At 66.5% G+C, this 22,223-nt stretch carries 19 protein-coding genes; 7 read left to right on the top strand and 12 right to left on the bottom strand.

The features are described 5' to 3' along the window. Nucleotides 1–18: 18 nt before the first annotated feature. Nucleotides 19–771 (bottom strand): sulfite exporter TauE/SafE family protein, encoded by a 753-nt coding sequence (locus FHW81_RS30405; protein WP_003118717.1) that lies wholly within the window; start codon nucleotides 769–771, stop codon nucleotides 19–21. A 93-nt stretch (nucleotides 772–864) separates the two neighbouring features. Here FHW81_RS30405 and FHW81_RS30400 point away from each other — a divergent pair, with 93 nt between their 5' ends. Further along, nucleotides 865–1,563: an ArsR/SmtB family transcription factor gene (locus FHW81_RS30400; protein WP_003104488.1), complete on the top strand. Its 699-nt coding sequence runs from the start codon at nucleotides 865–867 to the stop codon at nucleotides 1,561–1,563. A 13-nt stretch (nucleotides 1,564–1,576) separates the two neighbouring features. Here FHW81_RS30400 and FHW81_RS30395 read toward each other — a convergent pair whose 3' ends face one another. From FHW81_RS30395 to FHW81_RS30370, 6 genes are all read right to left on the bottom strand, one after another. After that, nucleotides 1,577–2,566, bottom strand: a complete 990-nt coding sequence (locus FHW81_RS30395) for a sulfate/molybdate ABC transporter ATP-binding protein (RefSeq protein ID WP_003118719.1) — start codon at nucleotides 2,564–2,566, stop codon at nucleotides 1,577–1,579. Between the two features lie 3 nt (nucleotides 2,567–2,569). Further along, nucleotides 2,570–3,439: a sulfate ABC transporter permease subunit CysW gene (gene cysW / locus FHW81_RS30390; protein ID WP_077447439.1), complete on the bottom strand. Its 870-nt coding sequence runs from the start codon at nucleotides 3,437–3,439 to the stop codon at nucleotides 2,570–2,572. Nucleotides 3,440–3,449: 10 nt separating this feature from the next. Then, a complete protein-coding gene (gene cysT, locus FHW81_RS30385; protein ID WP_003084241.1) occupies nucleotides 3,450–4,268 on the bottom strand; it encodes a sulfate ABC transporter permease subunit CysT in 819 nt (272 codons plus the stop codon). A gap of 161 nt (nucleotides 4,269–4,429) precedes the next feature. Continuing rightward, nucleotides 4,430–5,428 carry a sulfate ABC transporter substrate-binding protein gene (locus FHW81_RS30380; protein ID WP_003084243.1) on the bottom strand — a complete coding sequence of 333 codons (999 nt, stop codon included), beginning with the start codon at nucleotides 5,426–5,428 and terminating at the stop codon, nucleotides 4,430–4,432. A gap of 176 nt (nucleotides 5,429–5,604) precedes the next feature. Next, on the bottom strand, nucleotides 5,605–5,787 hold the full coding sequence (gene oscA, locus FHW81_RS30375) for a sulfur starvation response protein OscA (protein WP_003084246.1): 183 nt from the start codon (nucleotides 5,785–5,787) through the stop codon (nucleotides 5,605–5,607). A gap of 163 nt (nucleotides 5,788–5,950) precedes the next feature. Then, the gene (locus tag FHW81_RS30370) at nucleotides 5,951–8,233 is read right to left on the bottom strand and encodes a putative bifunctional diguanylate cyclase/phosphodiesterase (RefSeq protein ID WP_003118721.1); all 2,283 of its coding nucleotides are present in this window, start codon (nucleotides 8,231–8,233) and stop codon (nucleotides 5,951–5,953) included. Nucleotides 8,234–8,404: 171 nt separating this feature from the next. On the opposite strand from FHW81_RS30370, the gene desA reads away from it, so the two are divergent. The 6 genes from desA to FHW81_RS30340 all read left to right on the top strand — a co-directional run bounded on the left by desA (nucleotide 8,405) and on the right by FHW81_RS30340 (nucleotide 16,303). After that, nucleotides 8,405–9,583 (top strand): delta-9 fatty acid desaturase DesA, encoded by a 1,179-nt coding sequence (gene desA, locus FHW81_RS30365; protein ID WP_003104496.1) that lies wholly within the window; start codon nucleotides 8,405–8,407, stop codon nucleotides 9,581–9,583. 228 nt (nucleotides 9,584–9,811) lie between these two features. Next, nucleotides 9,812–11,197, top strand: coding sequence for a sodium:solute symporter (locus tag FHW81_RS30360; protein WP_019681209.1), 1,386 nt, complete (start codon nucleotides 9,812–9,814; stop codon nucleotides 11,195–11,197). A 55-nt stretch (nucleotides 11,198–11,252) separates the two neighbouring features. Further along, on the top strand, nucleotides 11,253–12,209 hold the full coding sequence (speB, locus tag FHW81_RS30355; protein ID WP_003104498.1) for an agmatinase: 957 nt from the start codon (nucleotides 11,253–11,255) through the stop codon (nucleotides 12,207–12,209). 52 nt (nucleotides 12,210–12,261) lie between these two features. Continuing rightward, nucleotides 12,262–13,224 (top strand): LysR family transcriptional regulator, encoded by a 963-nt coding sequence (locus tag FHW81_RS30350; protein ID WP_003118724.1) that lies wholly within the window; start codon nucleotides 12,262–12,264, stop codon nucleotides 13,222–13,224. 112 nt (nucleotides 13,225–13,336) lie between these two features. Next, nucleotides 13,337–14,308 carry a GGDEF domain-containing protein gene (locus FHW81_RS30345; protein ID WP_003104500.1) on the top strand — a complete coding sequence of 324 codons (972 nt, stop codon included), beginning with the start codon at nucleotides 13,337–13,339 and terminating at the stop codon, nucleotides 14,306–14,308. A 612-nt stretch (nucleotides 14,309–14,920) separates the two neighbouring features. Then, nucleotides 14,921–16,303: an OprD family porin gene (locus tag FHW81_RS30340; RefSeq protein ID WP_003084265.1), complete on the top strand. Its 1,383-nt coding sequence runs from the start codon at nucleotides 14,921–14,923 to the stop codon at nucleotides 16,301–16,303. Between the two features lie 134 nt (nucleotides 16,304–16,437). On the opposite strand, the gene aguA is transcribed toward FHW81_RS30340, so the two are convergent. From aguA to FHW81_RS30315, 5 genes are all read right to left on the bottom strand, one after another. Next, nucleotides 16,438–17,544, bottom strand: a complete 1,107-nt coding sequence (aguA, locus tag FHW81_RS30335; RefSeq protein WP_003118139.1) for an agmatine deiminase — start codon at nucleotides 17,542–17,544, stop codon at nucleotides 16,438–16,440. A gap of 85 nt (nucleotides 17,545–17,629) precedes the next feature. Further along, on the bottom strand, nucleotides 17,630–18,508 hold the full coding sequence (gene aguB, locus FHW81_RS30330; protein ID WP_003111119.1) for an N-carbamoylputrescine amidase: 879 nt from the start codon (nucleotides 18,506–18,508) through the stop codon (nucleotides 17,630–17,632). 162 nt (nucleotides 18,509–18,670) lie between these two features. Continuing rightward, nucleotides 18,671–19,336: a TetR/AcrR family transcriptional regulator gene (locus FHW81_RS30325; protein WP_019725716.1), complete on the bottom strand. Its 666-nt coding sequence runs from the start codon at nucleotides 19,334–19,336 to the stop codon at nucleotides 18,671–18,673. Nucleotides 19,337–19,398: 62 nt separating this feature from the next. Further along, on the bottom strand, nucleotides 19,399–20,460 hold the full coding sequence (locus tag FHW81_RS30320; RefSeq protein ID WP_023126885.1) for a polyamine ABC transporter substrate-binding protein: 1,062 nt from the start codon (nucleotides 20,458–20,460) through the stop codon (nucleotides 19,399–19,401). 255 nt (nucleotides 20,461–20,715) lie between these two features. Further along, nucleotides 20,716–22,092, bottom strand: a complete 1,377-nt coding sequence (locus tag FHW81_RS30315) for a glutamine synthetase family protein (protein WP_023098344.1) — start codon at nucleotides 22,090–22,092, stop codon at nucleotides 20,716–20,718. Between the last annotated feature and the right edge of the window lie 131 nt (nucleotides 22,093–22,223).

Genomic DNA, 22,223 nt, shown 5'->3' with positions numbered 1-22,223 from the left:
CGCAACGCGTCCCTGGCGTCAGTGGAAACCGCGCCAGGCGAGGTCGGCGCCGAGCAGCAGGAGACCGACGAAGAAGCAGCGCCTGAACAGCGTCGCGCTGATCCGCTGGCGCAGCCACTGGCCGAGGAGCATCCCGCCCAGCGCCGGGACCAGGGTCAGCAGCGAGGCGCCGAGCATCTGCGGTTCGAGCAGGTCGCCATGCACGCCGAGAGTGACCGCCAGGGCCAGGGTCGAGGCGCTGAACGACAGGCCGAGGGCCTGGACCAGTTCGTCGCGCTGCAATCCTAGGGCTCCCAGGTAGGGCACCGCGGGAATCACGAAAACCCCGGTGACCGCGGTCAGCGCGCCGGTCGCCAGCCCGACCAGCGGGCCGGCCCAGGGCTCGTGGCGTGCCGGCAGGTGCAGCGGGATCGCGGCCAGGCCGAGCAGCGCGTAGGCCGCCAGGGCCAGGCCGAGCACGCCGGTGGCCTGCCTTGGTGCGTCGCCGCCGAGCCATGCGCCGACCAGCAGGGTGCCCACGATCACCCCGAGCAGCAGGCCGGCCAGGCGCTTCATCAAGCCGAGGAAGCGCGGGCCGCAGGCGAGCTGCCAGAGGTTGGTCACCATCGACGGTACGATCAGCAGCGCCGCCGCCTGCATCGGCGGCATGGCCAGGCCGAGCAGGCCCACCGAGACCGTCGGCAGGCCCAGGCCGACCACGCCCTTGACGAAGCCGGCGAGAAGGAAGGTGAGGGCGATCAGTGGGATCAGGGCGTGGAGGTCGACGGACATGCGGGTTCTTCCTTGTCTCGGGCTGGCGCGAACGGGCGATGGCGGCCAGTATCTCTCGTCGTCGACAGGCAATGTTTCATCCGGAGGTGAAGCATGCAATTCAATCCCGGCTTCAGTTCGCTGGCGGCGCTGCTCGCCGATCCCGGCCGCGCGCAGATGATCTGGGCACTGATGGATGGCAGCGCCCGTCCGGCCAGCGAGCTGGCGCTGCTGGCGGGCGTCTCGCCGTCCTCCGCCAGCGGCCACCTGGGACGGCTGGTCGAGGGCGGCGTGCTGAGCCTGGAGGCGCGCGGGCGCAATCGCTTCTATCGCCTGGCCGGGCCGGAAGTGGGACAGGCGGTGGAAGCGCTGGCCAGCGCCTCCCTGGCCCTGCAGCCGCAGCGGCGTAGCCTGCCGCCGAGCCACGGCACGCCGTCGGCGTTGCGCGAGGCGCGGACCTGCTACGACCACCTGGCCGGCGAACTCGCGGTCGGTGTGTTCGCACGGATGCTGGATGCCGGCTGGATCGAGCAGGAGGGCAGGACGCTGCGCCTGAGCGCGACCGGCGAGGCCGGGCTGGCCAGGTTGGGAATCGACCTGGCGGAGGTCCGCCGCCGCCGTCGGCAGTTCGCCTGCGCCTGCCCCGACTGGAGCGAACGCAAGCCGCACCTCGGCGGCGCGCTGGGGGCGGCGTTGCTGGAGGCCTGTCTGCGCCAGGGCTGGTTGCGGCCGCAGGACGGCTCGCGGGCGTTGCAGGTGTCGTCGAAGGGCCGCGCGGGACTGCGCGGCCTGGCGGAGCGCACGGCGGGCTGAACCCGCCGCGGGATCAGAGATTGGCCACCGGCTGGAAGGCCTTCGGCTTGAAGTAGAGGGTCTCGCCGCGGGCCAGGCCGGCCAGGCTGTCGTGGTCCTTCACCACTTCGGCTTCGATCAGTTCGTCCTGGCCGTCGACCTTTAGCGTTACCCGGGTGATCGCCCCCAGCGGACGGATGTCGCGGACCTCGGCGGCGCGGTGCTCGGCCACCTCGGAACGCGACAGCGACACTTCGTGGGGGCGGAACAGCAGGTGCTGGTCGTTGCCCAGTTGCAGGCGGTTGGAGTCGCCGAGGAAGTGGTAGACGAAATCGCTGGCCGGGTTCTCGTAGACCTCGCCGGGCGAGCCGATCTGCTCGATCACGCCCTTGTTCATCACCACGATGCGGTCGGCCACTTCCATCGCTTCTTCCTGGTCGTGGGTGACGAACACCGAGGTCAGGTTGATCTCCTCGTGCAGGCGCGCCAGCCAGCGGCGCAGCTCCTTGCGTACCTTGGCGTCGAGGGCGCCGAAGGGTTCGTCGAGGAGCAGGATCTTCGGCTCCACCGCCAGCGCGCGGGCCAGGGCGATACGCTGCCGCTGGCCGCCGGAGAGTTGCTCTGGATAGCGGTCGGCGAGCCAGTCGAGCTGCACCATGTTGAGCAGCTCGTGGACCTTGGCCTTGATCGCGGACTCGCCCGGCCGCTCGCCCTTGGGCTTCATGCGCAGGCCGAAGGCGACGTTGTCGAACACCGTCATGTGGCGGAACAGCGCGTAGTGCTGGAAGACGAAGCCGACGTTGCGGTCGCGCACGTCGTGCTGCGAGACGTCCTCGCCATGGAACACGATGTTGCCGGCGTCCGGGGTTTCCAGCCCGGCGATGATCCGCAGCAGGGTGGTCTTGCCGCACCCGGAGGGGCCGAGCAGGGCCACCAGCTCGCCGCTCTGGATATCCAGGTTGATGTTGTCCAGGGCCTTGAAGGCGTTGAAGTTCTTGCTGACGTTACGGATTTCGATGCTCATGGTTCATTCCTCGTCAGCATTGCTTTTCAGTCGGGACATGCGGGATTCGCTCCACTGCTTGAGCAGAAGGATGACCAGCGCCATCAGCAGCAACAGGCTGGCGACGCTGAAGGCGGCGACATGGTTGTATTCGTTGTAGAGGATCTCGACGTGCAGCGGCAGGGTGTTGGTGACACCGCGGATATGCCCGGAAACCACCGACACCGCGCCGAACTCGCCCATCGCCCGCGCGGTGCAGAGCACCACGCCGTAGATCAGGCCCCACTTGATGTTCGGCAGGGTCACGTGCCAGAACATCTGCCAGCCGTTGGCGCCGAGCAGGCGGGCGGCTTCCTCCTCCTGGGTGCCCTGCTCCTGCATCAGCGGGATCAGTTCGCGGGCGACGAAGGGCACGGTGACGAAGAGGGTCGCCAGGACGATTCCGGGCACCGCGAAGACGATCTGGATGTCGTGGTCGCTCAGCCATTCGCCGAAGTAGCCCTGGGCGCCGAACAACAGCACGTAGATCAGGCCGGCGATCACCGGCGAGACCGAGAACGGCAGGTCGATCAGGGTCACCAGGATGCTCTTGCCGCGAAACTCGAACTTGCTCACGCACCAGGCGGCGGCGACACCGAACAGCAGGTTGAGCGGCACCGAGATGGCCACCGCGATCAGGGTCAGCTTCAGCGCGGCCAGCGCGTCGGGTTCGAGGATCGCCTCGAAGAAGGTGCCGAAACCCTGCTTCAGCGCCTCGCTCAGGACCACGTAGAGCGGCAGCAGGAGGAACAGGGCGAAGACCAGCCAGGCCAGGACGATCAGGGCCTGGCGGCCGCCGGCGTTGCCGCGGCGGGAGGCGCTGGCGGTGGCAGCGGAAATGCTTGCACTGGACATGGCGCCCTCCTTACGGGGTTTCGATGCGGCGCTGCAGCAGGTTGATCAGCAGCAGCAGGATGAAGGACACCACCAGCATCAGCACGCCGATGGCGGTGGCGCCGGTGTAGTCGTACTGGTCCAGTTTGACCATGATCAGCAGCGGCAGGATCTCGGTCTTCATCGGCATGTTGCCGGCGATGAAGATCACCGAGCCGTATTCGCCGACGCCCCGGGCGAAGGCCAGGGCGAAACCGGTCAGCCAGGCCGGCAGCAGCGCCGGCACGAGGATATGGCGGAACACCTGCAGCGGCCTGGCGCCGAGGCAGGCGGCGGCTTCCTCGACTTCCTTGGGAATGTCGGCGAGCACCGGCTGCACCGTGCGGACCACGAACGGCAGGGTCACGAAAGTCAGCGCCAGGGTGATCCCCAGGGGGGTATAGGCGATCTTGAAGCCGAGGTCGCTGGCGAACTGGCCGACCAGGCCGGCCGGCGCATAGAGCGCGGTGAGGGCGATACCGGCGACGGCGGTGGGTAGGGCGAAGGGCAGGTCGATCATGGCATCGATGATCTTCCGTCCGGGGAATTCGTAGCGCACCAGGACCCAGGCCAGCAGCGTACCGATCAAGCCGTTGAGCACGGCGGCGGCGAGCGCGGTGCCGAAGCTCAGCTTGAGCGCGGCGAGCACCCGCGGCGCGCTGATGATGGCCCAGAATTGCTCCCAGCTTAGCTGGGTGGTCTTGAGGAACATGGCCCCCAGCGGGATCAGGACCAGCAGGCTGAGGTACACCAGGGTGTATCCCAGGGTCAGCCCGAAGCCGGGTATGACCGGGGAAATGCGTCGTGACATGTTCTGTCCTTACTCTGCGTTGGAACGCTTGGTGGCTCTCCCGGTGCCGGTTCCTTCCGGCAGTGGGCCCGGTACGGGACCGGGCCTGCTAGCCCCCTCGCCCGTCCGGGAGAGGGTCTGGGAGAGGGGCCGTGGTTCGGGCGACGGGTCTGCCGTCGCGATCATTGCGCCTGGTAGATCTGGTCGAAGATGCCCCCGTCGTTGAAGAACTTCGGCTGGGCCGTCTTCCAGCCGCCGAAATCGGAGTCGACGGTGACCAGGTTCAGTTTCGGGAACTGCGTGGCGAACTCGGCGGCGACCTTCTGGTTGCGCGGCCGGTAGAAGTTCTGCGCGGCGATGCGCTGGCCTTCCTCGCTGTACAGGTATTGCAGGTAGGCCTCGGCGACCTTGCGGGTGCCTTTCTTCTCGACCACCTTGTCGACCACCGCGACCGGCGGTTCGGCGAGGATGGAGATGGAGGGCACGACGATCTCGAAGTTTTCCCCGCCCTGTTCCTTCTTCGCCAGGAACGCCTCGTTCTCCCAGGCCAGCAGCACGTCGCCGATCTGGTTGTTGACGAAGGTGATGGTCGAGCCGCGGGCGCCGGTGTCGAGTACCGGTACGTGCTTGTACAGCGCCTGCACGTAGTCCTTGGCCTTCTCGTCGCTGCCGTACTGCTTCTTCGCCCAGGCCCAGGCGGCGAGGAAGTTCCAGCGCGCGCCGCCGGAGGTCTTCGGGTTCGGCGTGATGACTTCCACGCCTTCCTTGGTCAGGTCGCCCCAGTCCTTGATTCCCTTGGGGTTGCCCTTGCGCACCAGGAACACGATGGTCGAGGTGTAGGGGGTGCTGTTGTCCGGCAGGCGTGCCTGCCAGTCGGCCGGCAGCAGCTTGCCGAGCTTGTGCAGTTCGTCGATGTCGCCGGCCAGGGCCAGGGTCACCACGTCGGCCTTGAGCCCGTCGATCACCGCGCGGGCCTGCTTGCCGGAGCCGCCGTGGGACTGCTGGACGGTCAGGTCCTCGCCGCCCTGGGCCTTCCAGTGCTTGATGAAGGCCGCGTTGTAGGCCTGGTACAGCTCGCGGGTCGGGTCGTAGGAAACGTTCAGCAGTTGCGTGGCTGCGGCAACCGGGCCGGAGACCAGGGCGCTGGCGAGTGCGGCCAGGGCGAAACGACGAAGGGACATGTGCAGCTCCTAGGTGTGTGCTGTTTCGATTGTTCTAATGGGGTGTTGGCGGAACGACGGGAACACGGGGCGTCAGGCGCGCATTCGCGGCCGACAGCTGCAGTACCGGTGCGGATGGGGTATCGAACGGATGTTCATGGCGAGACGCCTCCGGTGGTCCAGTCGGGTCGTGTGCTTCAGGCCTGCTTGACGGCCGGTTGCTGCAGACGGAATTTTTCCTTGCGCTCGATCTGCACCACCTGGCCGTTGTGCACGGTGATCTCGACGGCGCCGAAGCGCAGGCCGCGCAGGGCACTCTGGATTTCACGCAGGATGGTGGCTTCGTCCTGGCCATCCAGGCTTCTGAGGGTTGCGCTCATGGGTCTCTGCTCCTGTGGCTCGAGGTGCCGCGTTGCTCGACGAAGTGGAGGCGGCGTGAGGCGCATAGTAAGCAGTGGGCAATATTCTTAAAAATATTGTTTAAGAATCTTTATAGGTAAAGTGGTTATAAGACGGCGAAGCGGCCCGGCTTCGCCGCCAGGCTCAGTCTTCCGGCAGCGCCACGGGCGGCAGGTCGAAGCGCAGCGCTTCCGCCGGTTGCGGCCGTCCGTACCAGTAGCCTTGGCCGAAGTCGCAGCCATGTTCGCGCAGGAACAGCGCCTGGTCCTGATGCTCGATGCCCTCGGCAACCACCCGCAGCCCCATGCTTTGCGCCAGGGCAACGATCGCCCGGGCGATCGCGGCGTCGTCCACCGCGCCGGGCAGGCCGGCGACGAAGCCCTGGTCGATCTTCAGCTTGTGCACCGGCAGCCGCTTGAGGCGCATCAGCGAGGAATAGCCGGTGCCGAAGTCGTCGATGGCCAGGTTCACGCCGAGGATACGCAGGCGGCAGAGCAGGTTGAGGGACTGCTCGAAGTCCTCCATCACCGCGCTTTCGGTGACTTCCAGCTCCAGGTAGCGGGGCTCCAGTCCGGACTCTTCCAGGGCATTGGCGATCCTTTCCTCCAGGCCGCCGCGGTTGAACAGCCGGCTGGAGACGTTGACCGCGACGAACTCCAGCTCGACGCCGCGCTGTTGCCACTCGCGCATCTGCCGGCAGGCACGCTTGAGCACCCAGTTGTCCAGCGCGGCGATCAGCCCGCATTCCTCCGCCACCGGGACGAACTCGCCTGGCGGCACCAGGCCGCGCTCGGGATGCTGCCAGCGCACCAGCGACTCGACGCCGACGATCCGCCCGCTGGCCAGGTCGTGCACCGGCTGGTAGTGGACGCGCAGTTCGTCGTGATCCAGCGCATGGCGCAGGGCCGATTCCACCTGGACATGGGCGCGGGCCCGGGCGGTCAGCACGCGGGTGTAGAAGGCGTAGGCGTTACGCCCGCTGTCCTTGGCCTGGAACAGCGCGGCGTCGGCGTGTTGCATCAGGTGGTCGACGTCGCTGGCGTCTTCCGGGTAGAGGCTGACACCGAGGCTTGCGCTGATATAGATCGGCTGGCAGTGGATGTCGAACGGCGCGTTGAAACCGTCGAGGATGCGCTGCGAGAGTCGCGCGACGGCTTCCGGGTCGTCGTTCTCGACGAGGATGGCGAATTCGTCGCCGCCCAGTCGCGACAGCAGGCAGCGCTCGTCGAGCTGGTGTTGCAGGCGCTTGCTGACCTCCTTGAGGAGCATGTCGCCAGTTGTATGGCCGAGGCTGTCGTTGATGTGCTTGAAGTGGTCGAGGTCGATCAGCAGCAGGGCCCCGGCCACCGTCCGGTCCTTGCCGTTCTCCAGCGCCTGCTCGATGCGCTCGCGCAGCAGCACGCGGTTGGGCAGGCCGGTCAGCGAGTCGTGGTGGGCGAGGAAGTCCAGCTCGTTCTCCGAGCGCTTGATGCTGCTCAGGTCGGAGAACACCCCGACGTAGTGGGTCAGCTGGCCCTGGTCGTTGCGCACCACGCGGATGTGCAGCCACTGCGGGTAGATCTCGCCGCTCTTGCGCCGGTTCCAGATTTCTCCGCTCCAGACGTCCTGCTCGCGCAGGGCCAGCCACAGGCGCTGGTAGAACGCCTGGTCCTGGCGGCCGGAGCGGAGGATCGCCGGGGTCTTGCCGAGCACGTCTTCGGAGCGGTAGCCGGTGATGCGCTCGAAGGAAGGGTTGACGTGCACGATCACCGCCTGGGCATCGGTGACCAGAACGCCCTCGCGGGTGCTGTCGAATACCGCCGCGGCCTGGCGCAGGTGGTCTTCCTTGAGCCGTTGCAGGGTGATGTCGCGGGCCACGCCAGTGTAGTGCAGCGGCTTGCCCAGGGCGTCGCGGAGGACCCGGCCGCGCGAGTGGATCCAGCGGTAGTCGCCGTCCTTGTGGCGCAGGCGGTAGATGTGGTCGAGATTGTCGGTCAGGCCCTGCAGGTGGTTGCGGTGGGCCTCCAGCACGGTGGCGTACTCTTCGGGGTGCAGGCGCTTCTTCCAGGTCTCGATGGGGTCGCCGAGTTCCTCCGGAGCGAGGCCGATCAGCGCGGCGTAGCCCGGCGAGACGAACATCCGGTCGGTCACCAGGTCCCAGTCCCAGAGTCCGTCGCGCACCGCTTCCAGGGCGCGGTTCAGGCGCTGCTCGCTGCCGTGCAGTTCGTCGTAGGCCTGGGCCTTGCGGCGGAACTGGCGTACCAGGTAGAGGTACAGGAGCAGGCCGGTTGCGGCGAAGAAGAACAGCCGCTTGGCGGTCATCCAGAACACCAGTTGGTCGTGGTCCTGGACCTGGTTTTGTAACAAATGATCGCTCAGGAACGCCCAGGCGATGGCGATTGCGAGATAAGCCAGGCTCAGGCGAAGGGCACTCAGGCGGGGGCTCATGGGATTTTCAGTGGGCAATTATTGGCCGGGCAGTATAAATGATGGCCATCCGGCCCTGTTCATATCTAAAAGAACGGATGGTAATCCCCAGCCGCTTGGTGATAATGCCCCCAGGTTTTGTCAGACAAGGCCCTCATCACTCCCAAGTCCCCCCGAGGTTCAGTACCGCCTATGTGGTTCAACGGTTTTCTCGACCTGTCGCCGTGGCAACTGGTGGCAGTTACCCTGGTGCTGACGCATATCACCATCGTCAGCGTGACCGTCTACCTGCATCGCTATTCCGCCCACCGTGCACTCGACCTGCACCCCGCGCTGCAGCACTTCTTCCGTTTCTGGTTGTGGTTGACCACAGGGATGAACACGCGCGAATGGACCGCGATCCACCGTAAGCACCATGCCAAGTGCGAGACCGTCGAGGATCCGCACAGCCCGGTGCACAAGGGCCTGTTCACCGTCCTGCGCGCAGGCGCGGAGCTGTACAAGGCCGAGGCGAAGAACCAGGACACCCTGCGCATCTACGGCAAGAACTGCCCGGACGACTGGATCGAGCGCAATCTCTACTCGCGCTTCCCGATCGGCGGCGTGGTGCTGATGGCGCTCATCGACCTGGCCCTGTTCGGCGCCCTTGGCCTGACCGTCTGGGCCGTGCAGATGGTATGGATTCCGTTCTGGGCCGCCGGCGTGGTCAACGGCCTCGGCCACGCGGTCGGCTATCGCAACTTCGAATGCCGCGACGCCGCCACCAACCTGGTGCCCTGGGGCATCCTCATCGGCGGCGAAGAGCTGCACAACAACCACCACACCTACCCGAACTCGGCCAAGCTGTCGGTGAAGAAGTGGGAATTCGACCTGGGCTGGGCCTGGATCAAGCTGTTCAGCTTCCTGCGCCTGGCCAGGGTCGCCCGGGTCGCGCCGATCGCCCATCGGGTCGAGGGCAAGCACAGCCTGGACATGGACACCGCCATGGCGATCCTCAACAACCGCTTCCAGATCATGGCGCAGTACCGCAAGCTGGTGATCGCGCCGCTGGTCAAGCAGGAAGTGGCCAAGGCCGACGAGTCGGTGCGCCACCTGTTCCGCCGCGCCAAGCGCCTGCTGTCGCGCGAGACCAGCCTGCTGCAGGACCGCCACCACGTGCGCATCGACTCGATGCTCGCCCACAGCCAGGCGCTGAAGGTGATCTACGAGAAGCGCCTGGCGTTGCAGCAGATCTGGGCCAAGACCAGCGCCAACGGCCACGACATGCTGGCGGCGATCAAGGACTGGGTGCATGAGGCGGAAGCCAGCGGTATCCAGTCGCTGAAGGAGTTCGCCGCGCAACTGAAGACCTACTCGCTGCGTCCCGCCTGACGCCTGGCGCGCCCTCGCGGGTGCGTCAGCCGCCTCTGCAACGCGCCGGCTCCTGCCGGCGCGTTGCGTTTCGGCGTCGCCAGTGCGACGCCCCGCCGATACTTCTCTTCCTCCGCAAGTCGACTTGCCCGATCCGGGATTCAGCCCGGGCGGCGCCCGGCCTATCTTCGGCGTGCCCAGGCGCCACGCCGGGCGTCACGCAGAACAACAAGAAAAGGAGCGCGGGCGATGTTGCTGGATTACCTGATCATGCTGGTCTACGCCCTGGCCATGCTGGGCCTGGGCTGGTACGGAATGCGCAAGGCGAAGAGCCAGAGCGATTTCCTCGTCGCCGGACGCCGCCTCGGCCCCGGCCTCTACCTGGGAACCATGGCCGCGGTGGTGCTCGGCGGCGCGTCGACCATTGGTACGGTCAAGCTCGGCTACCAGTTCGGCCTGTCCGGCTTGTGGCTGGTGTTCATGCTCGGCCTGGGGATCATCGTCCTCAGCCTGGTGTTCTCGCGGCAGATCGCGCGCCTGCGGGTGTTCACCGTGACCCAGGTGCTGGAGCAGCGCTACCAGGCCTCCTCGCGCCTGATCGGCGGGGTGGTCATGGTCGCCTACGACCTGATGGTGGCGGTCACCGCGACCATCGCCATCGGCTCGGTCACCGAGGTGGTATTCGGCATCCCGCGGATCCCGGCGATCCTCTGCGGTGGCGGGATCGTCATCGTCTATTCGGTGATCGGCGGCATGTGGTCCCTTACGCTGACCGACATCATCCAGTTCGTGATCAAGACCGTCGGTATCTTCCTGGTCCTGCTGCCGTTGTCGATCGACGGCGCCGGTGGCCTGGCGCGCATGCAGGAGGTGCTGCCGGCGGGCTTCTTCGTCCTCGGCCACATCGGCCTGGATACCATCCTCACCTACTTCCTCCTGTACTTCTTCGGCGCGCTGATCGGCCAGGACATCTGGCAGCGGGTGTTCACCGCGCGCAGCGAGACGGTGGTGCGCTACGCCGGGCTTGGCGCCGGCGTCTACTGCATGCTCTACGGCGCCGCCTGCGCGCTGATCGGCGCGGCGGCGCGGGTCCTCCTGCCGGACCTGGCGGTGCCGGAGAACGCCTACGCCGAGATCACCCGCGAGGTACTGGCGCCGGGCCTGCGCGGCCTGGTGGTGGCGGCCGCGCTGTCGGCGATCATGTCCACCGCCAGCGGGTGCCTGCTGGCAGCGGCCACCGTGCTGCAGGAAGACATCTACGCGCGCTTCCTGCGCCCCGGTACCACCAGCGACATCCGTCTGAGCCGTTGCATCACCCTGCTGATGGGCGTGGCGATGCTGGTCCTGGCGTGCCTGGTCAACGATGTCATCGCGGCCCTGAGCATCGCCTACAACCTGCTGGTCGGCGGCCTGCTGGTGCCGATCGTCGGCGCGCTGCTGTGGCGCCGGGCCAGTCCGCAGGGGGCGATCGCCAGCATCGTCGCCGGTTGCCTGGCGGTGATCGCCTGCATGGCCCGCGACGGCCTGCTCGCCAACTCGCCAATCGTCTACGGCCTGCTGGCCAGCCTGGCGACCTTCGTCGCGGTCAGCCTGGCTACCCGTCCTGCCGCCAGCCTGCGAGCCCAGCCGGAATGAACCCACCGCGCCGGGCGGCGCCCGGCGCTTTCTTCCCGCCACACGGAGACGCCCCATGTCGAACGACCATCCGCAGCCCCTCGACGCCGCCGAGATTCCACGCTTCGCCGGCATCCCGACCTTCATGCGCCTGCCGGCGTTCACCGACCCGGCGGCGCTGCAGGTCGGCCTGATCGGCGTGCCCTGGGATGGCGGCACCACCAACCGCGCCGGTGCCCGCCATGGCCCGCGCGAGGTGCGCAACCTGTCCAGCCTGATGCGCAAGGTGCATCACGTCAGCCGCATCGCGCCCTACGACCTGGTGCGGGTCGGCGACCTCGGTGATGCGCCGGTGAATCCCATCGACCTGCTCGATTCGCTGCGCCGCATCGAAGGCTTCTATCGCCAGGTCCATGCCGCCGGTACCCTGCCGCTGTCGGTCGGTGGCGACCACCTGGTGACCCTGCCGATCTTTCGCGCCCTGGGTCGCGAGCGGCCGCTGGGCATGGTGCATTTCGATGCGCATTCCGATACCAACGACCGCTACTTCGGCGACAACCCCTACACCCACGGCACGCCATTCCGCAGGGCCATCGAGGAAGGTCTGCTCGACCCGCTGCGCACGGTGCAGATCGGCATTCGCGGCTCGGTGTATTCGCCGGACGACGACGCTTTCGCCCGCGAGTGCGGCATCCGCGTGATCCACATGGAAGAGTTCGTCGAACTGGGCGTCGAGGCGACCCTGGCCGAAGCCCGGCGGGTGGTGGGCGACGGGCCGACCTATGTGAGTTTCGACGTCGACGTGCTCGACCCGGCCTTCGCGCCTGGCACCGGCACCCCGGAGATCGGCGGCATGACCAGCCTCCAGGCCCAGCAACTGGTCCGCGGCCTGCGCGGGCTGGACCTGGTCGGCGCCGACGTGGTGGAAGTCTCGCCGCCGTTCGATGTCGGCGGCGCCACGGCGCTGGTGGGGGCGACCATGATGTTCGAACTGCTCTGCCTGCTTGCCGAGTCGGCCGCGCGAAGCGCCTGACGGCGTTCCGCCGGCCTGGCTTTGGCGCTATAACGAAGGCGGACCGAACGCCATGGGGGCGGGAATGCTGGGCAACCTCAACGACATCGACCTGCGCATGCTGCGCACCTTCTGCGCCATCGTCGAGGCCGGCGGCTTCACTGCCGCCCAGGCGCGCCTGAACACCAGCCTGTCGCGCCTGAGCGTGCTGGTGCGCGACTTGGAGGTGCGCCTGGGCTATTCCCTGTGCCGGCGCGGCAACGGCGGTTTCCAGTTGACCGAGGAGGGGCAGGAGCTCTACGACGCCGCGCTCGGCCTGTTCAGCGACATCGCCCGTTTCCGCGAGCAGGTCCGCGGCCTCGGCGGGCGCGATCGCGAGGCGTTGCACCTGGGCTGCGTCGATGGCGTCATCGGCCAGCATTGCCTGCCGTTGCCGCTGGCCATCCGGCTGTTTCGCCAGCGCGCCCCGGAGGTGCTGCTCAAGCTGCACACGCGGCGTCCCGACGAACTCGAGCACGCGGTGCTGGAAGAGCGCCTGCAACTGGCGGTGGGGGCCTTTCACCACCGGTTGTCCGGGCTCTACTACCAACCCCTGTTCCGCGAGGAGCAGAACCTCTATTGCGGCAGCGCGCACCCCTTCTTCGCCCGGGCGGACGACGAGCCGACACTGGACGAGATCTGCGCCGCCGACTATGTCGGCCGCGGCTACATGGCGGAAAACCATCGCCCGCACGACCTGCGCTTCAACCAGGGGACCGACGCCTACACCATGGAGGCCATCGCTACCCTGGTCTTCAGCGGCACCTACATCGGCTACCTGCCGACGCACTATGCCGCCACCTGGGTCGCCGAAGGGCGCATGCGGGCGATCCGGCCACGGCAACTGGCCTACGACTCGGAATTCCATTGCATTACCCGTCAGGGACACGAAGAACGACCGACCCTGACCCTGTTCCTGCGCTCGCTGTTCGAGGCGCAGAAACAACTGGGCGTGCAGGCTCCGGCGAATACGAACGGCATCGCTCGGCAATTGTGATCAAGCGCACTGGCTGGAGCCTTTCCCTGCCGTTCGGCGGGCATTTCTGTATCGCCGCGACCCCTGCGCTAAGTTGGCGGTCGAACCCGTTCCGCGAGCAGAGCGACGATCCATGGACGACCTAACCGGCATTCCCGAAGACCCGCAGGAGGCCGCGCTGGCCTTGCTGCACAGCCGTGCCGAAGTGGCCCGGCTGAAGGAGCGCGAGCAACTCTTCAGCGCCTTGCTGGCCAGCGTCAACTCGGTGCTCTGGGCCTACGACTGGCAGAACCGGCGAATGGTCTACGTCAGTCCCGCCTACGAGAAAATCTTCGGCCGTTCCGCGGCGCTGCTGCTGGCGGACTACGAGGAATGGCGCAACAGCATCTACCCGGACGACCTCGACTACGCCGACAGCAGCCTGCTGCAGGTGCTCGAACGTGGCGCCGTGGAACAACGCGAATACCGCATCGTGCGTGGCGACGGCGAGGTCCGCTGGCTCAACGACAAGTGCTTCGTCAGCCGCCAGGGCGAGGCGGGACTGCCGCTGATGGTGGTGGGCATCGCCGAGGACATCACCGACAAGAAGCACATGGAGAGCGAGCTGCAACGGCTGGCCACCACCGACGTGCTGACCCAGAGCAGCAACCGTCGCTATTTCTTCGACAGTGCCGAGGCGGCCTTCAAGGAGTGTCGCCGCGAGGGGATACCGTTGGCGTTCCTGCTGCTGGACGTCGATGACTTCAAGAAGATCAACGACCGCTTCGGCCACCAGGTCGGCGACCAGGTCCTCCAGCGTATCGCCCAGAGCGGCAGTGCCGCGCTGCGCCGTGGCGACCTGTTCGGGCGGATCGGCGGCGAGGAGTTCGCCGTGCTGCTGCCCGGCTGCGACGAGCAGACCGCGCGACAGATCGGCGAACGCCTGCAGCGCGAGGTGCAACGCCTGCGCTTCCAGGAGGGCGAGCACAGCTTCGGGATCACCGTCAGCCAGGGCCTGACGGTCCTCCAGGCCGATGACGAGGGACTCGGTGCCCTCTACAGCCGGGCCGACGCCGCGATGTACTCGGCCAAGCGCCAGGGCAAGGACTGCATCGTCGTGGGCTGACCACTGGGCAAACGTTTCCGTTTTGTCGACGGCGCCACGGAATACCTCTTTGGGGAGGCGACCGGCAGGTCGCGGCTGCGGTACAATATTCCTTAAAGCTATTAAATATGAATAATTAATTCTTTTTAGGTTTATTGCGGATATTTTACTGTTTATTACCCACGCGCTATAAAGCGCGGGAAATAACGATTTCTGAAACGTGGCGGTAACTCGCCAGAAAGGAAGCTGTAATAGGCGGTTTTCTGCCGACACCCTTCGGCCCGTCAGCCGGGAGAAGGGCAGGAAGCCCGAGAGGACGCGAAGGCGGAGCCCGATGGAAAGATTGGCTTACAAATTGCCTTCACTGGCGGTGGGTCGAGACACCCGCCGCACAATAACAAGACACGAGTACGCCCATGCACACGCTTCCGTTCGCTGCCTCCCTGCCTGCTTGCCTGCCCCGTCGTTCCATCGTCGCGGGTTGCGCCGTTTCCTGATCCATCGAATGCCGAGTTTCGCGCGCGCCATCTTCCGGGATGGTACGGCGCTCAGTGTTTCAACGACCGGTCGGGCCCACGCGTTCCACTTCCCCCGACCGGAAGACAATTAGCAATACCAATGGGGAAAAGACCAATGAAGAGTCGCAAGATCAACAAGTCACGACTGGCCCTGGCCATCACTGCCGGTACCCTCGGTGCCCTGGCGCAACAGGCGGTCGCCGCCGGTTTCATCGAGGACAGCAAGGCATCGCTGACCCTGCGCAACTTCTACATCAATACCGACAACCGCAATGGCACCGCCTCGCCGAGCAAGCAGGAAGAGTGGGGCCAGGGCTTCATCCTGAATTACCAGTCGGGCTTCACCCAGGGCACCGTCGGCTTCGGCGTCGACGCGCTGGGCCTGCTCGGCGTGCGCCTGGACGGCGGCGGCCGTGCCGGCAAGAGCGGCCTGGACCGCCAGCCGGGCACCGTGTTCCCGCTGGAAAGCAACGGCGAGCCGGTGCACGACTTCGCCAGCCTGGGCCTGACCGCCAAGGCCAAGGTGTCCAACACCGAGTTCCGCTACGGCACCCTGCAGCCGAAGCTGCCGGTGGTCACCTACAACGACGGCCGCCTGCTGCCGGTCACCTTCGAGGGCGGCCAGGTCACCTCGACCGACCTCAAGGACTTCACCCTGGTTGCCGGCCAACTGGAGCACTCCAAGGGCCGTAACTCCACCGACAACCGCAGCCTGAGCATCGCCGGCGCCAACGGCAGCAGCGCCAGTTCGCGCGACAGCAACAAGTTCTACTACGCGGGTGGCGACTACAAGGTCAACAAGGACCTGACCCTGCAGTACTACTACGGCAACCTGGACGACTTCTACAAGCAGCACTTCCTCGGCCTGATCCACAACTGGCAGATTGGCCCGGGCGTCCTGAAGACCGACCTGCGCGCCTTCGACAGCAGCTCCGACGGCAAGAACGGCAGCCGTTCCGGCCGTGCCGACGGCTACGTCAGCAGCGGCTACTACGGCAGCGGCGTGACCAAGGGCGAAGTCGACAACCGCGCCTTCAGCGGCCTCTTCACCTATACCGTCAGCGGCCACAGCATCGGCGCCGGCTACCAGATCCTCAACGGCGACAGTGACTTCCCGTTCCTGAACCGTGGCGATGGCGAAGGTTCTACCGCGTACCTGATCACCGACGTGCAGATCGGCAAGTTCCAGCGTGCCGGCGAGCGCACCTGGCAGGTCCGCTACGGCTACGACTTCGCCACCGTCGGCGTGCCGGGCCTGACCTTCAACACCATTTACCTGAGCGGCGACAAGATCAAGACCGCCCGCGGCGACCAGAGCGAGTGGGAACGCGATATCTCCCTGGCCTACGTGATCCCGGACGGCACCTTCAAGGGCCTGGGCTTCACCTGGAAGAACGCCTCCTTCCGCAGCGGCCTGCCGGCTGCCGGTTCGAGCAACAACCAGCGCGACCAGGACGAGAACCGCCTGATCGTCAGCTACACCCTGCCGCTGCTGTAAGCTCCGGCCGGACAGGAAAAAGCCCGCGGCCTCCAGGAGGACGCGGGCTTTTTTCATTCACGGCGCCACTCGGCGTGCCGGGCCGGCCAGGGCGAACAGCGCCGCGGCTGGCCATCCGCCCTGCGGGATGCCCGTCAGGCCTTGCGCGGCGCCGGTTGCTGCTGGGTGATGCAATGGATGTTGCCGCCGCCGAGGAGGATCTCGCGCCCCGGGACCATCACCACCTCGTGCTCGGGGAACACGCGCTGGAGGATCGCCCTGGCCTCGGCGTCCTTGGGATCGTCGAAGCTCGGCGCGATGATGCCGCCGTTGACGATCAGGAAGTTCACGTAGGAGCCGGCCAGGCGAATGGAGGGATCGCGCGGCTGGCTGCCCTCGACGATATCCACGCCGTCGCACTCTTCCTGGGTCGCGTACAGCGGGCCGGGGATCGGCATCTTGTGTACCACCAGCTTGCGTCCCTTGGCGTCGCGGCTTTCTTCCAGCACGCGGAGGGCGGCCTGGCAGCGCAGGTAGTTCGGGTCGTCCTGGTCGTCGGTCCAGGCCAGCAGCACCTCGCCGGGACGCACGTAGCAGCAGAAGTTGTCGACGTGGCCGTCGGTCTCGTCGTTGTAGAGGCCGTTCGGCAGCCAGATGATGCTCTCCACCGCAAGGTAGTCGCGCAGGGTCCGCTCGATCTCCGCCTGGCTCAGGTGCGGGTTGCGGTTGTGGTTGAGCAGGCATTCCTCGGTGGTGATCAGCGTGCCTTCGCCGTCGACGTGGATCGAGCCGCCCTCGAGGACGAAGTCGTCGGTGCGGTAGCGGGCGCGCCGTTCGATCTCGAGGATCTTGCGTGCCACCTGGTCGTCGCGCTGCCAGGGGAAGTACAGGCCGCCTTCGAAGCCGCCCCAGGCGTTGAAGCCCCAGTCGACGCCGCGTACATCGCCCTTGTCGTCGATGACGAAGGTCGGGCCGGTGTCGCGGACCCAGGCATCGTCGCTGCTGATTTCCACGACGCGGATGTTGCCGTCGTCGAGGCGTGCGCGCGCGTTCTCGTACTGCCCGGCGCTGGCGCAGACGGTGACCGGCTCGAAGCGCGCGATGGCCTTGGCCACCGCGGCGAAGGCCGCCTGGGCCGGCTTGCCGCCGTTGCGCCAGTTGTCCGGGCGTTCCGGCCAGACCATCCAGGTCTGCTCGTGGGGTTCCCATTCGGCGGGCATGCGGAAGCCGTCGGCGCGTGGGGTGCTGGTCGGGTTGCTCATCGCTGCTCCTGAAATCGTTGCTATGCGCGGCGGACGCCGGCGCGGAATGCGCGGGGCGTCCCCGCGCGGATCGTTTCCCGAGGCCTCAGGACTCCAGCGAACCGTCCAGGGTCTTCAGCGGACCGTAGAGGTTCGGCCGGCGGTCGCGGAACACGCCCCAGGCGCTGCGGGTGCGCTCCAGCGCATCGAGGTCGAAGGTGTGGACAAGGATACCTTCCTCGGTGCGGTTCAGCTCCTCGACTTTCTCGCCGAACGGGTCGGCGATGAACGAAGAACCATAGAAGGTGATGTCGTAGCCATCCTGCTCCTCGCGGCCGATGCGGTTGGAAGCCACCAGCGGCATCAGGTTGGCTCCGGCATGGCCTTGCTGCACGCGCTGCCAGTGATCGCGCGAGCTGATGCTGGCGTCGTGCGGTTCGCTACCGATGGCGGTCGGGTAGAACAGGAGTTCCGCGCCGAGCAAGGCCATGCTGCGCGCCGATTCGGGGAACCACTGGTCCCAGCAGATACCGACGCCGATCCGTGCGTAGCGGGTCTGCCAGACCTTGAAGCCGGTGTCGCCCGGATTGAAGTAGTACTTCTCGTGGTAGCCCGGGCCGTCCGGGATGTGGCTCTTGCGGTAGACCCCGAGGTTGCCGCCATCGGCGTCGATGACCGCGATGCTGTTGAAGCGGGCGCGCCCGGCGCGTTCGAAGAAGCTGATCGGCAATACCACCTGCAACTCCCGGGCGAGGGCCTGGAAGTGGGCGATGGCGGCGTTCTCCTCGACCGTGGTGGCCAGCTGCAGGTAGTCCGGGTTCGGCTTCTGGCAGAAGTAGGGGGTCTCGAACAGTTCCTGGATCAGGATGATCTGCGCACCCCTGGCGGCGGCCTGGCGCACCAGTTTCTCGGCGCGGGCGATGTTCGCCGGACGATCCCAGGAGCAGGCCATCTGGGTGGCGGCGACGGTGACGTTGCGGGTCATGGAGCACCTCGTGTGCTGGCTCGGATGGCTGCCGGGCTTGGCGGCGGCCGGTTGTGGGTCGGGCGGGCGGGAACGGGGTGTCGCGCCCGATCGAGTGATGGGCGGATTTATATCCGATAAAAATCGGACTGTGAAGCGGTTTAAGAGGATTTTATGGATTTTCTATCGATTTAAATCGGATATAAATCCGGCTAATGGTTCGCTACGCTTTTCCAGGATCGGCGGCAGGTAGAGCCCCAGGTAGGCGTCGAACACCCGCATGCCTTCTTCCGCCAGGCGTGCGTCGATGATCCCGTGACGCTGTACCGACAATGCGTAGACGCGATCGCCTAGCTCCATGGCCAGGCTGAAGATCTCGATATCGGTCGGCAGCGGTGGCAGCAGGAAATGCCGCTCGAACAGGGCACGCATGGCCTGGCCGAGTTGCACGTCATGCTGGCGATCGGCCTGGGTGACTTCGGCCAGGCCGTGGCTGGCGAGAATCAGTTGGCGGGCCGCCGCGTCGCGGGCGTAGACCGCCAGCATGCGCTCCTCGACGATCCGCGACAGGTCGCGCCAGCAGCGCAGGCCTGCATGGTCCACCGGCTGTTCGAGGCACGCGCGGAAGGCAGCGTGGACCTCGCCGGTCAGCCCCTGGAGCAGGGCCGGCACGCTGGGGAAGAAGTGGTAGACCGACGATGGTGGCATTTCCGCGCGTTCGGCCACGCTGTAGATGGACAGGCCGCCGATGCCTTCGTCGGCGAGCAGGCCGCGGGCGGCGTCGAGGATCGCGGCGATCCGGGCCTGGCTGCTGGCGCGGGGCTTGCGGGTGGGCGAGGTGGGCTGCATGTGGCGGGTCTCCGGGCGTGAGCGGCTATTGGACGCCAGCTCACGCGACCGGGGCAAGCCGCTCAGTGGCTGGCGCCGCGGAAGGCCTTCCAGATCTCGTCGACCACCGGCCGGAGTTTTTCCGGCGGCGTTTCCAGGGCGAACAGGCGGCGGCTGGTGTCGCGGTCCGGATACAGGCCGGGTTGCTGGCGCAGGGCGGGATCGAGGAAGCCGGCGGCGTCGGCGTTGCCGCTGGGGTAGAGGGTGGCGGCGGTGATCTGTGCGGCGATCTTCGGTTGCATCAGGTAGTCGATGAAACGGTGCGCCTGTCGTGGATGCTGGGCGCTGGCCGGAATCACCAGGTTGTCGATGAACAGCACCGAGCCTTCCTGCGGTACCTCGAACCTTACCGGCTGGCCCGCCTTGGCCGCGCGCAGGGCGTCGCCGACCCAGGCCATGGCCAGGCAGAGGCGACCGCCTTCGAGGTCGGCGATGTAGCGCTCGCTGTCGACGTAGCGCAGGTTCGGTCGCAGTCCGTGCAGCGCCTCGGCGGCGCGGCGTACCTGGCTCGGAGCGGTACGACCGAGGTTGCGGCCCTGGTAGTTGAGGAGGATCGCCAGGGTTTCGTCCGGCGCGTCCAGCAGGCTGATGCCGCAGCTTTTCAGGCGCTGGCTCTGGCTGGCGTCGAACAGCAGGCTCCAGCTGTTGGGCAGCGGCCCGCCATAGGCGGCTTCGGCCTGCGGGGTGTTGATGGCCAGGCCTACGGCACCCCATAGATAGGGGACGGCGTGGCGGTTGTCAGGGTCGACCGCGGCCAGTTTGCTCAGCAATTGACGGTCGAGATGGCTGCGGTTGGGCAGCTGGGTGAAGTCCAGCGGCCGCAGCAGGTTGTCCTTCAGCAGGGCCGGCAGGGTGTCGTGGGAGGGGACGGCGACGTCGATCGCCTCGCCACTGCGCAGCGCCTTGTCCAGTTCCTCGGCGGTGGCGAAGGTGTGGTACTCGACGCGGATGCCGGTGTCCTTCTGGAAGGACTCGAGCACCTGCGGGTCGATGTAGTCGTTCCAGTTGTAGACGCGCAGGGTCTCCTCGGCCTGGGCCAGCCAGGGCGCGAGGGCGAGGAACAGCAGGACGGAAAGGCGGGGCATGGAATCTTCTCGCTGGACGGAACGGAGCGGACGATGGTGCCGGAGCCACGCGGCAGCGGCATTGATGCAGGCCAGCATCGAGTCTGGCGGGAGGCGTGGCGGCAGGCTGTGCCGTGGCGCACATTTCCCGGTTCCGAGAAAAGGACCGGGGCGGTTTCCCAGACACAGACGCCCCCGCGTTGAGTGTCTGCGAAACCGCCCCGGATTTCGCTGCGTACGGCGCCGGCCCGGAGCCGGCGCGCCGATACCGCTACCTCAGACGGTATGCAGGTACCAGTTGTACTCGAGGTCGGAGATCGAGTGCTCGAACTCCTCCAGCTCGCTTTCCTTGCAGGCGACGAAGATGTCGATGTACTTCGGGTCGATGTACTTCGCCATGATCTCGCTTTCGTCCAGCTCACGCAGGGCGTCGCGCAGGTTGTTCGGCAGGCTCGGCTCCATCTGTTCGTAGGAGTTGCCTTCGATCGGCGCGCCCGGCTCGACCTGGTTGGTCAGGCCGTGGTGGACGCCGGCCAGCACCGAGGCCAGCAGCAGGTAGGGGTTGGCGTCGGCGCCGGCCACGCGGTGCTCCAGGCGCACCGCGTCCGGGCTGCCGGTGGGCACGCGCAGGGCCACGGTGCGGTTGTCCAGGCCCCAGCTCGGCGCGTTCGGCACGTAGAACTGCGAACCGAAGCGGCGGTAGGAGTTGACGTTCGGGCAGAGGAAGGCCATGGAGGCCGGCAGGGTCTCGAGCACACCGCCGATCGCATGGCGCAATGCGGCGTTCTGCTCGGGATCCTCGCTGGTGAAGATGTTGTTGCCGTGCTTGTCGAGCAGCGAGATATGCACGTGCAGTCCGTTCCCGGCCTGGCCCGGATAGGGCTTGGCCATGAAGGTGGTGTCCATCTCGTGGTCGTAGGCGATGTTCTTGACCAGGCGCTTGAGCAGCACCGCATGGTCGCAGGCCTTGAGGGCGTCGTTGACGTGGTTGAGGTTGACCTCGAACTGCGCCGGTGCGGATTCGGCGACGATGGCGTCGGCCGGGATGCCCTGGGCGCGGGCGCCGTCGATGATGTCCTGGAGGCACTCGACGTATTCGTCGAGGTCGTCGATGGAGTACACCTGCACCGACTGCGGACGTTTGCCGGAGATCGGCGAGCGCGGCGGTTGCGGCCGGCCGTTCACGTTCTCCTGGTCGATCAGGTAGAACTCCAGCTCGAAGGCGGCGACGATGGTCAGTTCCATCTCGGTGAACCTGGCCACCACCTGGCGCAGGACTTCGCGGGGGTCGGCGAAGAACGGCTCGCCTTCCAGTTCGTGCATGGTCATCAGCAACTGCGCGGTCGGGCGCTTCTGCCAGGGTTCCATGGAGAGGGTGCCGGGGATCGGGTAGCAGATCCGGTCGGCGTCGCCGATGTCGAGACCCAGGCCGGTACTCTCTACGGTGGAGCCGGTGATATCGAGGGCGAACAGGGAAGCGGGGAGATTGATACCTTTTTCGAAGACTTTGTTCAGACTGTTGCGTTCGATCCGCTTGCCGCGAACCACGCCATTCATGTCTGCAATAAGGAGGTCGACGAACTGGACCTCGGGATGTTCCTTGAGGAACTCGCTCGGTTCAGTGAGCTGAACGGCACGCTGGGGTACCGACATGATGCAACACCTTTTTTGTTAAAAATTTCAATCATGCGGGGGGTAGGCTATGAGTCAATCCGAAAGCCTGTGGGATGTCAATAGCCGCCAAAAACGCCCTCTTGTGGGGCGTTGAGGCCGTTTTCAGGGCA

This window comes from Pseudomonas sp. RC10-4-2 (assembly GCF_050433085.1).
Taxonomy (GTDB): Bacteria; Pseudomonadota; Gammaproteobacteria; order Pseudomonadales; family Pseudomonadaceae; genus Pseudomonas; species Pseudomonas aeruginosa.
The sequence above is the reverse complement of the archived record's forward strand: the minus strand, read 5'-3'. Positions and strand labels throughout refer to the sequence as shown.

What these genes read in the sequence shown, in the direction of transcription:
- FHW81_RS30370 (WP_003118721.1), bottom strand. Translation starts at nt 8,233, where the DNA reads ATGAGCCCCCGCCTGAGTGCCCTTCGCCTGAGCCTGGCTTATCTCGCA.
- FHW81_RS30400 (WP_003104488.1), top strand. Translation starts at nt 865, where the DNA reads ATGCAATTCAATCCCGGCTTCAGTTCGCTGGCGGCGCTGCTCGCCGAT.
- FHW81_RS30380 (WP_003084243.1), bottom strand. Translation starts at nt 5,428, where the DNA reads ATGTCCCTTCGTCGTTTCGCCCTGGCCGCACTCGCCAGCGCCCTGGTC.
- FHW81_RS30360 (WP_019681209.1), top strand. Translation starts at nt 9,812, where the DNA reads ATGTTGCTGGATTACCTGATCATGCTGGTCTACGCCCTGGCCATGCTG.
- desA (WP_003104496.1), top strand. Translation starts at nt 8,405, where the DNA reads ATGTGGTTCAACGGTTTTCTCGACCTGTCGCCGTGGCAACTGGTGGCA.
- aguA (WP_003118139.1), bottom strand. Translation starts at nt 17,544, where the DNA reads ATGAGCAACCCGACCAGCACCCCACGCGCCGACGGCTTCCGCATGCCC.
- cysW (WP_077447439.1), bottom strand. Translation starts at nt 3,439, where the DNA reads ATGTCCAGTGCAAGCATTTCCGCTGCCACCGCCAGCGCCTCCCGCCGC.
- FHW81_RS30345 (WP_003104500.1), top strand. Translation starts at nt 13,337, where the DNA reads ATGGACGACCTAACCGGCATTCCCGAAGACCCGCAGGAGGCCGCGCTG.
- speB (WP_003104498.1), top strand. Translation starts at nt 11,253, where the DNA reads ATGTCGAACGACCATCCGCAGCCCCTCGACGCCGCCGAGATTCCACGC.
- aguB (WP_003111119.1), bottom strand. Translation starts at nt 18,508, where the DNA reads ATGACCCGCAACGTCACCGTCGCCGCCACCCAGATGGCCTGCTCCTGG.
- cysT (WP_003084241.1), bottom strand. Translation starts at nt 4,268, where the DNA reads ATGTCACGACGCATTTCCCCGGTCATACCCGGCTTCGGGCTGACCCTG.
- FHW81_RS30405 (WP_003118717.1), bottom strand. Translation starts at nt 771, where the DNA reads ATGTCCGTCGACCTCCACGCCCTGATCCCACTGATCGCCCTCACCTTC.
- FHW81_RS30325 (WP_019725716.1), bottom strand. Translation starts at nt 19,336, where the DNA reads ATGCAGCCCACCTCGCCCACCCGCAAGCCCCGCGCCAGCAGCCAGGCC.
- FHW81_RS30395 (WP_003118719.1), bottom strand. Translation starts at nt 2,566, where the DNA reads ATGAGCATCGAAATCCGTAACGTCAGCAAGAACTTCAACGCCTTCAAG.
- FHW81_RS30350 (WP_003118724.1), top strand. Translation starts at nt 12,262, where the DNA reads ATGGGGGCGGGAATGCTGGGCAACCTCAACGACATCGACCTGCGCATG.
- FHW81_RS30315 (WP_023098344.1), bottom strand. Translation starts at nt 22,092, where the DNA reads ATGTCGGTACCCCAGCGTGCCGTTCAGCTCACTGAACCGAGCGAGTTC.
- FHW81_RS30340 (WP_003084265.1), top strand. Translation starts at nt 14,921, where the DNA reads ATGAAGAGTCGCAAGATCAACAAGTCACGACTGGCCCTGGCCATCACT.
- FHW81_RS30320 (WP_023126885.1), bottom strand. Translation starts at nt 20,460, where the DNA reads ATGCCCCGCCTTTCCGTCCTGCTGTTCCTCGCCCTCGCGCCCTGGCTG.
- oscA (WP_003084246.1), bottom strand. Translation starts at nt 5,787, where the DNA reads ATGAGCGCAACCCTCAGAAGCCTGGATGGCCAGGACGAAGCCACCATC.